Source organism: Deltaproteobacteria bacterium (assembly GCA_016178705.1).
Classification (GTDB): Bacteria; Desulfobacterota; Binatia; order HRBIN30; family JACQVA1; genus JACOST01.
Genome location: JACOST010000028.1, coordinates 556,813 through 572,320, shown reverse-complemented (window position 1 = coordinate 572,320; position 15,508 = coordinate 556,813). Strand labels below are relative to the sequence as shown.

General features: G+C 64.0%; 15 protein-coding genes. 1 reads left to right on the top strand and 14 read right to left on the bottom strand.

Translation table 11 applies throughout. From position 1 onward, the window contains the following. Positions 1–27: 27 nt before the first annotated feature. The 14 genes from HYR72_19595 to HYR72_19530 form a co-directional block, all read right to left on the bottom strand. Positions 28–201: a Trm112 family protein gene (locus HYR72_19595; protein ID MBI1817181.1), complete on the bottom strand. Its 174-nt coding sequence runs from the start codon at positions 199–201 to the stop codon at positions 28–30. Beyond that, a complete protein-coding gene (gene lpxK / locus HYR72_19590; protein MBI1817180.1) occupies positions 188–1,285 on the bottom strand; it encodes a tetraacyldisaccharide 4'-kinase in 1,098 nt (365 codons plus the stop codon). Before lpxK ends, HYR72_19595 begins: the two co-directional genes overlap by 14 nt. After that, on the bottom strand, positions 1,282–2,559 hold the full coding sequence (locus HYR72_19585) for a 3-deoxy-D-manno-octulosonic acid transferase (protein MBI1817179.1): 1,278 nt from the start codon (positions 2,557–2,559) through the stop codon (positions 1,282–1,284). Before HYR72_19585 ends, lpxK begins: the two co-directional genes overlap by 4 nt. A gap of 41 nt (positions 2,560–2,600) precedes the next feature. After that, on the bottom strand, positions 2,601–3,278 hold the full coding sequence (locus tag HYR72_19580) for a lysophospholipid acyltransferase family protein (GenBank protein MBI1817178.1): 678 nt from the start codon (positions 3,276–3,278) through the stop codon (positions 2,601–2,603). Beyond that, entirely contained in the window at positions 3,278–5,032 is a 1,755-nt protein-coding gene (gene msbA / locus HYR72_19575) for a lipid A export permease/ATP-binding protein MsbA (GenBank protein ID MBI1817177.1), read from the bottom strand. The genes HYR72_19580 and msbA overlap by 1 nt, the downstream gene beginning before the upstream one ends. Continuing rightward, positions 5,029–6,180: a lipid-A-disaccharide synthase gene (lpxB, locus tag HYR72_19570; GenBank protein ID MBI1817176.1), complete on the bottom strand. Its 1,152-nt coding sequence runs from the start codon at positions 6,178–6,180 to the stop codon at positions 5,029–5,031. The genes msbA and lpxB overlap by 4 nt, the downstream gene beginning before the upstream one ends. Continuing rightward, entirely contained in the window at positions 6,177–7,124 is a 948-nt protein-coding gene (locus HYR72_19565) for a Gfo/Idh/MocA family oxidoreductase (GenBank protein MBI1817175.1), read from the bottom strand. Before HYR72_19565 ends, lpxB begins: the two co-directional genes overlap by 4 nt. After that, positions 7,121–7,945, bottom strand: a complete 825-nt coding sequence (gene lpxI / locus HYR72_19560) for a UDP-2,3-diacylglucosamine diphosphatase LpxI (GenBank protein MBI1817174.1) — start codon at positions 7,943–7,945, stop codon at positions 7,121–7,123. Before lpxI ends, HYR72_19565 begins: the two co-directional genes overlap by 4 nt. 52 nt (positions 7,946–7,997) lie before the next feature. Next, positions 7,998–8,951, bottom strand: a complete 954-nt coding sequence (gene lpxA / locus HYR72_19555) for an acyl-ACP--UDP-N-acetylglucosamine O-acyltransferase (GenBank protein ID MBI1817173.1) — start codon at positions 8,949–8,951, stop codon at positions 7,998–8,000. Beyond that, entirely contained in the window at positions 8,869–9,333 is a 465-nt protein-coding gene (gene fabZ / locus HYR72_19550) for a 3-hydroxyacyl-ACP dehydratase FabZ (GenBank protein MBI1817172.1), read from the bottom strand. Before fabZ ends, lpxA begins: the two co-directional genes overlap by 83 nt. Next, on the bottom strand, positions 9,333–9,881 hold the full coding sequence (locus HYR72_19545; protein MBI1817171.1) for an OmpH family outer membrane protein: 549 nt from the start codon (positions 9,879–9,881) through the stop codon (positions 9,333–9,335). The genes fabZ and HYR72_19545 overlap by 1 nt, the downstream gene beginning before the upstream one ends. Positions 9,882–9,927: 46 nt before the next feature. After that, complete coding sequence (gene bamA, locus HYR72_19540) at positions 9,928–12,276, bottom strand: outer membrane protein assembly factor BamA (GenBank protein MBI1817170.1); 2,349 nt, start codon at positions 12,274–12,276, stop codon at positions 9,928–9,930. A gap of 83 nt (positions 12,277–12,359) precedes the next feature. Beyond that, complete coding sequence (locus HYR72_19535; GenBank protein MBI1817169.1) at positions 12,360–13,040, bottom strand: ABC transporter ATP-binding protein; 681 nt, start codon at positions 13,038–13,040, stop codon at positions 12,360–12,362. Further along, positions 13,033–14,289, bottom strand: a complete 1,257-nt coding sequence (locus HYR72_19530) for a lipoprotein-releasing ABC transporter permease subunit (protein ID MBI1817168.1) — start codon at positions 14,287–14,289, stop codon at positions 13,033–13,035. The genes HYR72_19535 and HYR72_19530 overlap by 8 nt, the downstream gene beginning before the upstream one ends. Before the next feature lie 264 nt (positions 14,290–14,553). On the opposite strand from HYR72_19530, the gene HYR72_19525 reads away from it, so the two are divergent. Beyond that, positions 14,554–15,378, top strand: coding sequence for a hypothetical protein (locus HYR72_19525; GenBank protein MBI1817167.1), 825 nt, complete (start codon positions 14,554–14,556; stop codon positions 15,376–15,378). The last annotated feature ends 130 nt before the right edge of the window (positions 15,379–15,508 follow it).

The following is a 15,508-nucleotide window of genomic DNA, read 5'->3' as shown; positions in this document are numbered from 1 at the left end:
CACGTCTCACGACTCACGCTTCACGCTTCACGATTCCATTCGAATCGCCTCGTCGATCAGCATGATCGGGATGTCATCCTTGATCGGGTACAACAGCTTGCACGCGTTGCACACCAAGCCGTCTTCCTTTGGGGTCAGATGAATCTCGCCCTTGCACTTGGGGCACGCCAGGATGTCCAATAGTTCCTTACTGATCGCCATGGGTTCCTCCTACAGTCGCGGCGCTGGTTTCGGCGCGAGCCAGCATCAGCTCGACCAATTCGTCGCCGCGGTCGACTTCCGCGGTAATTCGTAGCGCAACCAGTTTACCTCTTGCAAAGGGAAAGGCCTCCAGCTTCACCAGGTCCTTCTCCGTCGTCACCACCAAATCCAGGTTGCGCGTGCGGCGCGTGATCTCTTGCCAATCCGCGCGTGTGTAGCGGTGGTGATCCGGGTATTCGATGATCTCTTCCAGTTGCGCCTCCAGTTGGTGGAGCAGCCGGTAGAAGCGATCGGGCGACCCGATGCCCGCCACCGCCGCGACCCGCCGCCCGGCGAGGTCGGCGAGCGGCAACTCGCGCCACATGCCCGCATCAGACGTGATCAACCCGCTCGGCACAAACCGCCCATGAAAGAATGGCTTGTTGGCCACGCTGCGCGGCAACGTCGGCGCCGTCCGCTCGCCGTCGCTGCCGATCGCGACGATGGCATCGGCGCGCCGCAACGCGCTTGGCCGTTCGCGATTCGGGCCGGCAGGCAGCAACGGTCCGCGCATCTCGCTCACCAACACCACGTCGAAGTCGCGCGCCAACGCGCGATGTTGAAATCCGTCGTCGAGCAGGAGCAAGCTGCAGCCAAGTTCCGCGGCGCGTCGCGCACCGTCGATCCGGCGGCGCGCGGTGAGCACGACGCCGGCGAAACGGCGCGCCAGCATCACCGCCTCGTCACCAACATCCTCGACACTCACCAGCGGCCCCTGTCCCTCCGACACCACGGTCACTCCATCGGCACTCCCGCGATAGCCGCGCAGCAAGATCGCGGGGCGACAATCGCGCAACCGCAAGGTGTCCGCCAGCCACAGCGTCATCGGCGTTTTGCCGGTTCCACCGACCGTAAGGTTGCCGATGCTGACCACCGGCAGCGGTGCGTGCGCCGTGCGCAACACACCGACGCGATAGCCGAGATTGCGGGCGCTCACCGCGACGCCGAAGACGCTCGCCAGCGGCCGCAGCGCCAACCACCCGATCCAGCCGGCGACGCCACGTCGCGGCCACACCGATTCGCGCACGCGTCGGGCAACGGTCATCGGAGCGCCCGCTCCACCAGCGCCACGGTATCTTCGATCACTGCCGCGCGCGCGCGCACCACCGCCAAGGCGCGCGCGCCTATCGCGCGAGCCTCCCCTTCATCCGCGAGCAATCGTCGCCACAGCGCGCGCAACTCGTTGGCGTCGTGGACGAGCGTAGCCCCGCCACCGACAAGCAACGCCGTCGCCGCCTCGGCGACGTTCTCCGTGCACGGGCCAAAGCAGACCGGCACGCCGGCTGCCGCGGGTTCGAGCACGTTGTGTCCGCCCAACGGTGCGAGCGTGCCCCCGACGAACACGGCGCGCGCCGTCGGCAACAGGCCGGCCAGTTCGCCGACCGAATCGAGCAAAACCGCCTGGGTGTCGGGCCGCACCGCCGATCCGAGATCACTGCGCCGCTGCCGGCGCACGCCGGCTTGCTGCAGCAAGCGATCCACTTCGTCAAAGCGCTCGGGCCGGCGTGGCGCCAGCAGCAACACGCAGTCGGGGTATGCGGACCAAAGTCCGGCGCAGGCTTCGATCACCACCTGTTCTTCACCAGGCTGCGTACTCGCTGCGATCAACAACGGACGGCCCGCCAACCCAGGTAGCGGATGAGGTACGTCGGGCAATTGCGCCGGGGCCAAGCGGGCGTATTTCAAACTCCCGGTCACACGCACGCGATCGGGTGGCGCGCCCAACGCCATCATGCGGTCGGCATCGGCCGCGGTCTGCATCCCGAACTCCGTGACCCGCGCAAGCGCATCGCGCATCAATGGCCCCACAACGGTCCCCATGAAGCCGAACCGCGCCACACTGCGATCCGAAATGCAGCCACTGACCATCACCACCGGCACGCCGGCATCCGCCGCCGCGTGCAATAGTGCGGGCCAAATTTCGGTCTCGACGATCACGAGGACGGACGGCGCAACGAAACGGACCACGCGCGCCACGATCCAGCGGATGTCGACCGGCAACAGCATCGCGGCGGCGACCCCGGCAAGGCCGCGTGCCTGCTCGCGCCCGGTGCGGCTGGTCGTGGTGACCAGAATCGGCCGTCCGCGCTGGCGCGCGTGCAGCGCCTCAATCAACGGCGCCGCCGCGTGCACCTCGCCCACCGAGGCGGCGTGAATCCAGATCGCGCCGCGTCCGGCGAGGGCGCGCACGGATTCGGGCAGCACGCCGAGACGTTCGCCGAGCCCGCTGCCATGCCGCGTGAGCGCCACCACCGGCAGCACCGGCGTGGCGACCACTGTCACCACCGCACCGAGGGCATCGTAGGCCAACCTGCTCATTGTCCGCCTCATCGTGCGCGGCATCACTCTCGACAGATTCGTCAAGCGGCCAACGCCTGATCGGCACTCGCGGTGATGGCGTTGAGGTGCTGTTCAAGCGCGCCGCGCTGGCGCTCGACTTCGCCCTCGTCGGCGTGCCGATCCACTTCAATCGGTGCACCAATGATGAACGTCACGCGCGAAAATGGGAGAGGAATGATCAGCCGATCCCAACTGCGCAGCTGCTTCCGCCAACCCGCAGCGTAGGTAACCGGAAAGATGCGTGCGCCGGTGGCTTTGGCGAGATGGATCACGCCGGGCTTCACGACGTAGCGTGGACCGCGCGGTCCGTCGGGTACCACCGCCAGATCGTATCCCTCACGATAGGCGTTGACGAGTTGCAGGAACCCGGTGGCTCCGCCACGCGTCGCCGAGCCACGCACGGAACGAATGCCCCAACGCGCGAGCGCGCGTGTGGCGATCTCGCCGTCGCGGTGCTGGCTATTCATGATGCACATCTTCTCGCCGCGATATGGCACCGGCATGAGCACGGATCGGTTGTGCCAGAAGGCGATGATCACCTTCTCGCCGCGCCGCCAGCACTCGAACAGCGGCTCGGCACCGCGATACTCGACTCGAATCGTCTTGGCCACCAGCCAGAGCGCCCCGCTCAGTAGCATCGGTGCAACCACCACCAGCATCCCGAGCAGCCGCTCGCGCAACTTTCTTCGCGACCGCATCAGTGCAGCAGCTTGGCGCCCGACGACTCGGGCTCTTCGAATTGCAGATCGTGCAACTTGCGATACTCGGCATTGAGCGCGAGCAGCTCATCATGCGTGCCCTGCTCTATCACCCGGCCGCCGGAGAGCACGACGATCTTGTCGGCGCGGCGGATGGTCGAAAGCCGGTGAGCGATCACCAGCGTGGTGCGCCCCGCCATCAGCGTTTCGAGCGCGACCTGCACGAGCCGCTCCGACTCGTTATCGAGCGCCGAGGTGGCTTCGTCCAACACCAGAATCGGCGCGTTCTTCAACAACGCCCGCGCGATCGCGAGCCGTTGACGTTGGCCGCCCGAGAGTTTGAAGCCGAGCTCGCCGATCACGGTGTCGTAGCCGTTGGGCAAGTCCGTGATGAAGTCGTGCGCGTTGGCCGCCCGGGCCGCCGCCATGATGGCGTCCATGCCGCAGTCGATGTTGCCGTACGCGATATTGCTCCGCACCGTGTCGTTGAAGAGAAACGTATGCTGCGTGACCAGCGCGATCTGCGCGCGCAGGCTCTGCAGGCTGAAGTCCCGCACCGGCACACTGTCGATTTTGATGACGCCTTCTGTGACGTCGTAAAACCGCAGCACCAAGTCGGCGAGCGTGCTTTTGCCGCCACCGCTCGTCCCCACCAGCGCCACCAACTCTCCACGCATGATCTTGAGGTTCACGTCGTTCAACACGAGGTCGTGATCGTAGCGAAAGCCGACATGCTGAAACTCGATACCATCGCGTAGCAGACCCATCGGTCGGCCGTCGGCGTGCTCGGGCACGTCGGTCTCGGTGTCGAGCAACTCGAAGACGCGCTCGGCGGCGGCGAGGCCTTGCTGCACGACGTTGTTGGTCTTCGCCAGCGCTTTGAACGGATCGTAGAGCAGAAACAACGCGGTCAGGAACGCTAGGAACGAGCCCTGGGTACGGCCGCCGGCGATGACGCTGTGGCCGCCGTACCAGACCACGCCGGCGATCCCGAACGCTGCCAGGACTTCCATCATCGGGTTCGTGAATGCCCGGATGCGCGTGGCCTTCATCGACAACTTGAACAGGCGATCATTCTCCTCGGCGAAGCGGCGCTGCTCGTACTGTTCCATCCCAAACGCTTTCACCACGCGATTGCCCTGCACCGTTTCCTGCAGCAGGACGGTGAGGTTGGCCATCGATACCTGACCCTTCTTGCTGAAGCCCCGCAACCGCTTGGAGAGCCGGATGATCGGCAGCACCGAGGCCGGGAACACGATGAACGCGATCAGCGACAGCAGCCAGTCTTGCCAGAAGGCGACCCCGACCAACACCAGCAGCGAGGTCGCGTCCTTTAGAATCGACGCGACGGCGTCGGTGAGGGCCGAGCGCACCAACGCCACGTCGTTGGTGATACGAGACAGAATCGTGCCGGTCGGAGTGCGATTGAAGAACGACAGCGACAGGCGCTGGACGTGCTCGTTCAGTTCGTTGCGCAAATCGGCGATGATGCGTTGGCCGACGTATTCGGTGAGGTAGGTATTGCCGAACCCGAACAGGCCCCGCGCCAGAAAGGTGGCAATGATGATGCCGGGAAGCACTTGGAGCGACAGCGCGTCCTTGTTGGTGAACACGTCATCGAAGATATGGCGCACCAGGAACGGCATCACGCCGTTGCTGGCGCTGTAGAACACCATGCACACGACGGCGAGCGTGAAGTGCGGCCACCAGTACGGGCGCAGGTACTTGAGCAGGCGGCGATACATCTGGCTCATGACACCAACTCCAATACCATAGCGGCGGCCCGTTGCGCTGCCCCCGGCGTGCCAAGACGTGAGCGAACGGTCGCCAAGGCCGCCACGTGTTCCTCGTGCCGCGCCGCTAGGCCGCGCACTGCGGCCACCAACGCGTCCGGAGTGACCGCCCGCTGAAGCAACTCGGGAAACACCGCTCGGCCGAGAATGATGTTCGGCATGCCGATGTAATCGAGGTGCACCAATCGACGCGCCACCGCAAAGGTCACGGGCGATACGCGATACATGATCACCATCGGGCAGCCGAGCAGGACGGTCTCGAGGGTCGCGGTGCCCGAGGTCACCAACGCCGCATCCGCGGCGGCGACGACATTGTAGGTGTCGTCGACGGCTACTGGAATCGGCACGTCACGACCCAGCGTCGCGCGCAGTTCGTCAACGCTCACCGTTGGCGCCAGTGCCACGATCGCCTGCCACCCGTCTTCGGCTATCAAACGTTGCGCCGCGGCGATGCTCGGCGCGAGCAGATGGCGCACTTCCTTCTTGCGGCTGCCGGGCAACAACGCGAGCGTGCGCTTGGTGGGATCGAGCCCGTGGCGCGCCAGCGTCTCGGCGCGTGATGCCGTCACGCGCACGCGATCCAAGAGCGGATGGCCGACGAACTCCGCCACCGATCTGCCGTTGACGTTGTACAGTTCGGGCTCGAACGGAAACACCACCGCCATGCGGTCGATGCGCTCGACGATCTTGCGCACCCGCCCGCGCCGCCACGCCCATACTTGCGGGCCGATGAAGTAGAATACGCGGATGCCGCGGCGCTTCGCTGCCCGGGCCAACAACATGTTGAACTCGGGATAGTCGACCAGGATCACCACCCGCGGCTTGTGCTCGTCGAGGAAGCGCAGCAAGCGGCGATAGGTCGAGAGCAGCCGCCCGAGTGTGCCGAAAGTCTCGGTGAACCCCATCGTGGCGACGTGCGCCGTATCGACCAGGATCTGCATGCCGGCCGCGCGCAGATGCTGGCCACCCACGCCGGACACTTCAATGGTCGTATCCAGTTTACGCAACGCAAGAACCAGGGCTGCAGCGTGCAAATCACCCGAGGCTTCACCGGCAACCAACAAGACGCGCTTCGTCCCCGAAGACGAGGCGGCGAGGCCGTCGTTCATATGGTTTCCACGGCGTCCTTGATGCGATGCGCGACTTCGAGCGCGCGCAGCGCGGCGCGTCCATCGACCACCGGCGCGCGACGATGACGGACGGCGTCGACGAAGTCCGTGATCTCCGCCAGCAACGAGTCGGCGTCGGTGAACTGGAGTTCCTCCGCATCGATCTCGGGCGAACCGCTCGCGCCCGCGCGCCGACGCAGGATGCGCGTGTACTTGGCGTCGTAGTCGACCGAGACATACGTGTCGGATTGGAAAAACCTGATCTTGCGTTCACGCTTGGTCGCCACCCGACTCGCGGTCACGTTGGCGATGCAGCCGCTGCTGAAGCGGAGCCGCGCGTTGGCGATGTCGATCTGTTCGGTCAGCACCGGCACGCCCACCGCCTCGATGCGTTCCACCTCGCCACGCACGACGCTGAGGATCACGTCAAGGTCGTGAATCATCAGATCGAGAATGACATCGACTTCGGTGCCGCGCTCGACGAACGACGCGAGGCGATGGCACTCGATGAAGCGCGGCTGCGTCAACACGCCGGCGAGCGAACGAATGGCGGGATTGAACCGCTCGAGGTGTCCGACCTGCAGAATACGCCCGCACGCTTCCGCCACCGCGACGAGCTCGCGCCCTTCAGCGACCGTCGCGGTGAGCGGTTTCTCGACCAGCACGTCGATCCCGTGCTGCAGCAGGTCGCGCGCGATCACCGCGTGCGCCGTGGTCGGGACGGCGAGGCTGACGCAATCGACTTGGTTGAACAGCGCGCGATAGTCGGTGAACGCCCGCGTATGACAGCGTTGCGCGCACTCGGCCGCGCGCGTGGGATCGATGTCGACGATGCCGACGAGTTCGACATTCTCCAAGCTCGCGTACTTGTCGCCGTGAAATGGTCCGAGATATCCCGCCCCGATCACCGCGGCCCGCAGCGGAGATGAACCGGTGCGCGTCATGGGCTGGGAGCGACTCCAACCGCGATTCCAACGATGACGAGATCGGCCGCATCGGCCTGGGCGAGAAACGCGACCTTGTCGAGCATCAACGTCCGACCGGCTTCGAGGGCGATCACTGCAATCCCCGCCGCCCGCGCCACGTTCACCGTGCCGGGTCCGACGGCGGGCACGTCGAAGCGCAGATCTTGCCCCGGCTTGCTGGCCTTAACCACAACGGCGCCGCGGGCTCCGAGTTGCCCGGCGCGTTGCATCGCGGCATCGGTGCCCTCGATCGCCTCGACGGCCAGCACCATCCCCGACTGGACGACCACGCTCTGCCCCACGTCAAAGCGGCCGACACCCTTGGCGACATCAAACCCGAAACGAATGTCGCGCCACTGGCGCTCGTCCGGCGCTCGCGCCGATAACACACCTTCGGTGGTGCAGATGGAATCCAGGAACGGCATCGAGTCGACGATATGGACGCCTTCACTTTCGAGCTCCTCCGCCACACCGCGCAACAGCGTGTCGTCGGAGAACGCGGTGAGCCGCGCAAGGAAGCGCATGGCGCGCTCGTCGGGCGCGAAGTTCGTGAGCAACGTCGCCTTGCGAATGCCGCCAGCCATCACCGCCTGCGTGATCTGATGCGACCGGAAGGCCTGAACCATGCGTTCCAATTCGCCGACTTTAATCCAGGTGATGCTGGCGACGGCGGCGCTCAATTCGGGCGGCGTTTCACCCTCGTGGGCCACGGCGACAACTTCATAGCCGGCCGCGCGCGCGGTTTCCGCGAAGATCAGCGGGAAGCGACCGTTGCCGGCAATTAGTCCGACGCGTTGCATACGATCAGACCAGTCGACAGTCGACGGTTGCGCAACCGTGGACCGTCCACTCCTAGCGGCACACGCCCCGCTCGGAGGTTTCGATGAACCTGATGAAACGGTCGACCTCTGGGAAACCCGGCAACTCGGCGCGCACCTGCGCGACCGCTTCGGCCAGCTTGAGCCCGGAGCGGAACACGATGCGATACGCTTGCTTCAACGCCCGAACGATGTCCTCACCGAACCCGCGCCGTTGTAGACCGAGCGTGTTGAGGCCGTGCAGCACGGCCCGGTCGCCGGTCGCATTGCAGAAGGGGGCAACGTCTTGTGACACCATCGAACCGGCGCCCAAGATAACCGATTCGCCGATCTTGGCAAACTGCAGCACGCCGACCAGCGCGCCGACGACAGCGTAGTCTTGCACGGTCACGTGGCCGCCGAGCTGCGCCCCATTAGCTAGAATGTTGTGATCGCCGAGGCGGCAGTCGTGCGCGACATGCGTGTAGGCCATCAGCAAATTGTGGTGGCCGACGCGGGTGATCATACCGCCGCCGGTGGTGCCCGGGTGGAGCGTGGTGAACTCGCGGATCATGTTGTGATCGCCGATGATGAGTTCGCTGTCTTCCCCGCGGTACTTGAGATCTTGCGGAATCGCGCCGATCGCTGCGAACTGAAAGATGTGATTGCCGGCGCCGATCGTGGTGTGGCCGTCGATCACGGCGTGCGGGCCGATCCAGGTGCCAGCTCCAATTCGGACGCGTGGACCAATGACGGTGTAGGCGCCGACGGTGACGTCGGCGCCGAGCACAGCGCCGGACGCGATGATCGCTGTCGGATGAATGCGTGACGGCGCCGCCTTGGCACGACGGGGCGCCGCGCGTCGCGGCTTAGGCTGTGGCCGCACCCGCCTCGCCGCCTGTTTGCGCGGACGTTGACGGATCGACTTAGGCACGACGGCTCCGGCTGACTTCCATGGCGAGGATGTCCGCTTCGGCCACGAGTTGCCCGTCGACGGTCGCGCGCCCATGCAAGCGCCACAAGGGGCGATGACGGCGCGTGATGGTGACTTCGAGTCGCAGCTGATCGCCGGGCACCACCGGGCGGCGGAAGCGCACGTTGTCGAGGCCGCTCAGCACCACACCGGCTTCCGGCGGCACACCGTCGGTCGAGCGATGCGCGAGTAGGGCGCCCGCCTGCGCCAAGGCTTCGCAGATCAGGACGCCCGGCATCACCGGGTTGTCGGGGAAGTGGCCGCGGAAGAACGGATCGAGCAGCGAGAGATTTTTGAGCGCAACGATGCGCTGGCCATCAACGAACTCGACGACGCGATCGACGAACTGAAATGGGTAGCGATGCGGAAGCAGGCGGGCGATCTCATGATGATCGAAGCCGCCATCGCCGGCCGCCATTACTCCTTCTCCTTGTCCTTGGTCTTCGCGCGGCTCTTGCCACCGCTTTGGCCGTTGTACAGCTGGATGATCTGCTCGGTGAGATCCACGTCCTTGGCGCCGTACAGCATGGCGTTACTGGAGCTCTCGAAGATCATCGTATAGCCCTCGTGATCGCCGAAGGCCTTGATCACTACCTGCAGCTCCCGCAGGATCACGGCCGTGAGTTCGTTGTCCTTGGCTTGCAGCTCGGCCTGCGAATCCTTGTACGAGCGCTCGAAGTCGCGCCCTTTGCGGCCGAGATCCTTCTCGAGGTTGCCGCGCTCTTCTTCCTTCATCACCAGCGCCTTCTTCTCGAGCTGCTCGCGCAATGCCTCGACCTCTTCCTTTTGCTTCTTCAAGCCGGCCTGTGCCTTGTCGACCTGACCCTTGAAATCCTCACGCGCCTTCTTGCCCGCTTCCGACTCGTTGAGCGCGCGCTGTAGATCGACGTAACCGATCTTCGGCGAGCCCTCGGCCCACGCCGGAACGACGAGCCCCAGCAGCACGGCCCCTACAACCCACTTCATGTCCTTGCCTCCATTCCTCTGTACACCTCGATAGTGCGTATTGTCCTTACGGCGGCCCGCCGAACGAGAACGACACCGTGCTGGTTTGGTCGCCCGGCCGCGAATTGAGCGGGAAGCCAAGTTCGATCCGCAACGGACCGATCGGCGACAACCAGCGGATGCCCCCGCCCGTTGTCGGGCGCAGCTCACTGAACTCGATCCCATTGGCGAACGCGTTGCCGGCATCAAAAAAGACGACACCCTTCAACCCCAGCGACTCGACGATCGGAAAGATCACTTCTTCGTTGAAGATCAGTTGCTGGCTCCCACCGATCTCGTCGAAACCCAGTGACTGGCCACGGGAGTTGAAGAGTTGCTCGAGCGGCCCGAGCGAGCGCACTTTGAATCCGCGCACCGAATTGATGCCGCCGGGGAAATACCGTTCGAACAGCGGCAAATCGGTCTGGCCTCCATAGCCGAGCCCGTACCCGAATGTCAGGCCGGGCGCAAACACGAAGGTGCCGAGTGTCGGACTCTTGTAAAAGGGGAAGTACGAACGCAAGCGCACCTCCGGCTTGATGTACCGTGCATTGCCCCCGATTCCCGCCACCTCGAGTGAGAAGTCTTGCAGCGATCCGCCGGTGGGATCGAAGGGGTGGTTGCGCGTGTCGCGATACAACCGCGGGATGATGCTGCTGACTACGCTGGTCCCCTCCGCTTCGAGAATGCTGACGGACGCCCCCGAGGCGACATTCTTAATCGTCACGTCTTCGATGTGATACTCGAGACCCACGCGCGTGTCCTCAAGCGAGAAGCCCCACAGCTTGTTCCAGCCCAACGCCGAAAACGGATAGAGCGTCCGAATCGATCCACCGGTACCGGCGCGGGTGAACTGATCGAAGATCAGTTGCCAGTTGAACGCGTCGACGCCGAGGCTGAGCTCGGTGTCGAGGAAATGCGGCTCGGTGAAGGTCAACTGAATCTGTCGGCGGAGCGATCCGATGTCGGTGTTGAGCACCAGACGCTGGCCGCGGCCAAACAAGTTGATTTCTGACAACCGCACGTTGAACAGGAACGACTCACCCGAACTGATCCCGGCGCCCGCCGAGAACGTCCCGGTCGATCCTTCCTTCACATCCACCAGCAAATCGAGCCGATCCTCGCCTTCCGCTTTGCGGGTCGTCAGGTTCACGTCCTCGAAGAATCCGAGGCGGCGCAGTTTCTCCTGACTCCGCCGCAAACCGGAGCCGGAGAACAGCTGTTGCTCTTGCACCGCCAGTTCGCGGCGAATGACTTTGTCGCGGGTCTTAACGTTGCCGGTGATCTCGATCTTGTTGAACGTGACCGCGGGGCCCATGCTGACCTTGTAAGTGACGCTGATGACCTTCTCGCCGGGGGTTCCCTGGGTTTCCGGCGCGACGTTGACGAAGGCGTACCCGCGATCACCGTAGAACTCCGTCAGCTTGTTGATGTCCTCCCGCAGCTTGCTGGTGCGAAACGTTTCGCCCGATATCAAGCTGAGATCTTTGCGAGCGCCGTCGATGTCCGCCACCAGATCGCCGGCGATGTCGACCTTGCCCACTTTGTAAATGTCGCCCTCGTCGATCTTGATAGTGACGAACAGCCCGTCCCCTTTGCGCTCGATCACCGGTTCATCGATGCGCACGTCGATATAACCCTGATCGTAGTAGTAGGCGGTGAGCCGTTCGACATCGGTCTTGAGAACGTCGCGGTCGAGCGTGCCGGCACCGGTGATGAAGGAGAAGATCCATTTCTCCTTGGTCTGCATCACTTTGCGCAAGGTGCTGGGCGGGATCTTGCGAGCGCCCTCGAAGATGATCTCGTCGATGCGAATGATCTTGCCCTCGTCCACCAGCAACTTCATGGTCACTTCGTTGTTGCCGAGCGGCACGGCGGTGTAGGTGATTTTCGCGTCGAGGTAGCCCTTCGCCTCGTACAGCTTGCGCGCTTCCTCGATGCCGTGGCGCACTTTGATCGGATCGAGAATGGTGTGTGGGCGAATCTTGAGGGCGTTTTCGAGTTCTTCCTTGTCAATCTTTTTGTTGCCTTCCAACTCCACAGTTTTGATCTGCGGCCGCTCGGTGACCTGGTAGGTGAGGATAAATTGATCGGCCTGCTCGGCACCGCCTTGCTGCGACAGATCGGCCTGCACATTGTCGAAGAAGCCCATTTTGTAGAGGGCGCGCACGTCAGCGTCGACCGTCGCGGGATCGTAGGCGGCCCCGGCGCGCATGCGCAGTTGCACACGAATGGCTTCTTCCTCCACGCGCTGGTTGCCGGCGATGATGACCCGCGAAACGATGAGGTGCCCGTCGCCGACCATTGCCGCGAGACCCGGCCGGTTGGCGATGTGGAGCACGAGCCCCACCAGCAGTATCATCGGCAGTGCACGCACCCACGCTCTCCGCACGCTTGATTGGAGCGATTGGCTACCAAACGCCTTGCTCGCTGTAAAGCGCGGCCGGGCCACGCCGCGACTCAACACGTCAGGGCTCCGTGATAGAGCCGCAACGTCCGATCGGCCAGCGCCGCCAGCCGTTCGTTGTGCGTGACGATCACGAAGGTAATCCCGTGGCCTTTGTTCAACTCCACCAACAGAGTGTGGACACTATCGGCGGTGGCTGGATCGAGGTTGCCGGTCGGTTCGTCGGCCAAGATCACACGCGGCGAGCCCACGACAGCCCGTGCGATCGCCACGCGCTGCTGCTCGCCACCCGACAACTCGCCCGGCTTGTGGGTCAAGCGATCGGCGAGTCCGACTTGCGTCAGCCGTTCCTGCGCCCGCGTCGCAGCCTGTTCGAAAGAGTCGCCGCGAATCAGCGCCGGCATCATCGCATTCTCAAGTGCACTGAAGTCGGGCAGCAAATGATGAAACTGGAATACGAAGCCGACCTCGCGATTGCGCAGCCCCGCCAGCTCGCGCTCGCCGAGCGTGGCGAGATCCGTGCCGTCGAAATAAATTTGTCCCGACGTGGGCCGATCGAGCGCTCCCAGGATGTGCAGCAGTGTGCTCTTGCCGACGCCCGACTCGCCGACGATGACCACCATCTCTCCAGCTTGCACTTCGAGGTCGAGGCCGGTGAGCACGGGCACCGTGTGGCCGCCGTCGCCGTAAACTTTCGTCAGGCCCACTGCGCGAATCAACGGCGCGTCACTCATAGCGGATGACATCGACCGGCACGAGGCGGGCCGCTTGACGCGCGGGATAGATGGTGGCCAGCAGACAGATCAGCAGCGACGCCAACGTCACCGCCGCGAAGTACTCCGGATACATCTTGGCCGGTACCGTGGAGACGTAGAACACATCGGCCGGCAGCTTGATGAACTCGTAGCGTTGCAGCGCCACACAACCCAGATAGCCACCGAGGTTGCCGAGCAGCGTCCCGACGACGCCGATGATCAGGCCTTTGTAGACGAAAACCCGCGCCACGCTGGTGGCGGTCGCTCCCATCGATTTGAGAATCGCGATGTCCTTGCGTTTCTCCATCACCACCATTATCAGCGTCGCCACGATGTTGAACGCGGCCACCAAGATGATCAGCATCAGCACGATGAAGTACACGGTCTTTTCCAACGTGAGGGCCGAGAACAGATTGTGGTTCACCTCCATCCAATCGCGTACGCGGTAGGGAAAGCCGAGTTCCTTGCTAACCGCCGCCGCGACGCGGCTGGCTTGGTAGAGATCGCGCACGCGGATCTCGATGCCGGTGGCGGCGTCGGTGAGATCGAAAAACCGCTGCGCATCGACGATGCTCATGTACACCAGCGAGGCGTCGTACTCCGACATACCCGAGTCGAACACGCCCACCACCGCGAAGCGCCGCACTCGCGGCACCAATCCGGCCGCGCTCGGCGTGCCCATCGGGGAGACTACGCTGACCGGATCGCCAATCACCAGACTGAGTTGCCGGGCCAGCTCCTTGCCGACAATGAGGCCGGGCAACTGCACGGTGCCGCCGATCCCGGGATCGCGTTGCACCGTGTGGAGCGTGGCGAGATCTTCGAGGTGGCCTTGCGACAGGTAGCGCTCCAAATCCACCGCGCCGCCGCGTGCCGGGAGCACGCCGCGCACCACGACGCCGGACATGTTCTGTTGCGTCGACAGCATCACCTGCCCGTAGACGAACGGCTCCACCGCCACGATGTCGGGGATGGTTTGGATGCGGTCGACCACCGATTGGTAGCTCGGGATGTTGTCGCTGTAGCTCAACACGACGACGTGGGGATTGAAGCCGAGGATGCGGTCGCGCAGGTCCTCTTCGAGGCCGGTCATGATCGCCAGCGCGATGTTGAGTGTCATCACGCCGATCAGTACGCCGAAGATCGACATGATGGTGATCAGCGACACGAAGGCTTCCTTGCGCTTCGCGCGCAAGTAGCGCAGGCCAATGAACAACTCGTAGCGCATCGGTGAGGGGTTCAGCGGTTCGCGGGTCGAGGGTTCAACGGCGTCGACGCGGGCATCCGTCGTTCCAACCCATCGCTATCCACCGTGAAACGCCTTTGATTTATCCTGTCGAAAAGCCGTTGACGCTTAACCGGGATGTTCCACTGAGTCAAGTTTCTGGCCGCTGCGCGAGCCCTTCGCAAGCGCTCCAATTGCGAGAGCCGGGGTAGTCGCGCGCCCGGCGATTGACCTATAATGCCGACTGTGCGGCGGACCTTGGAGATCGTGGCGGTTACGATAGCGGCCCTGCTGTTGATCGAACTGTACTTGGACACCCCGCTCTACCGGTTGCTGCAGCCAGCCATCCTCTCGCCCGGCGAAGGGGCGCTGGTGTCGTTGCCGCTGGTGGTGCAGTGGGATGGGCCACCGCGACTCGCGCTCTCGCTCCACGGCGATGACGGCAGTCCGCGCGACTTGGGCCTGCAACGATCGCCGTTCGAATTGACGGCCGCCGATCTTCCGGAACCGGGCATCTACCGATTGAAAGTGCGCGCGCCGTTTTTTGGGGCGCTAATTCAAAGCGAGCGGCGCTTTGCAGTCGCCGCCGCATCGCCAACTCCCAGTCCGAGCCCGGTGGCGGAACCCCGGCTCACCAAACTCAACGCGTCGCTGAGCGCGCTCAAAGCCGAGCGCGAACAAAGCGAGGCGGAGAACGCCGCGCTGAACGAAGAACTCGCCGCGCTGCGGCAGGAGAACAATGTGCTGGTGCAGGAACTCGATCGCATCGGCAAGGAGTCCGAAGAGGTCGCCAGCCGCGCCGCCGCACAGCGCGAGCGCCAAGCTCAACTGGCGCAAGAGAACCAGACCCTCAACGACCAGGTGAACGTGCTGCAGTATCGGCTGAGCGCCGCGCTGACGTGCACCGTGTGGGGTTACTATGCGTACCCGCACCCACAGACGTTTCCACCGACACGCCGCATCGTCACAGTCTCTGATGTCCAGGGCACGGTGTTCCGGACCGAGCTCGGTTGTGAGGAGGTACGACGGACCGATCCCACCGTCGCCTCGCGCTGTTTCTGTCTCGGTACGCCGCTGGCGATGGGCAACTAGAACTAGCAGCCTGTTGAAGAACTCCGCATGCTTCGAGACGCGCCTGTCGGCGCTCCTCAGCATGAGCGGTTCTTCCCTTCTGCCACAACATTTTCCCGCTCACCCTGAGGAGGCGCGAAGCGCCGTCTCG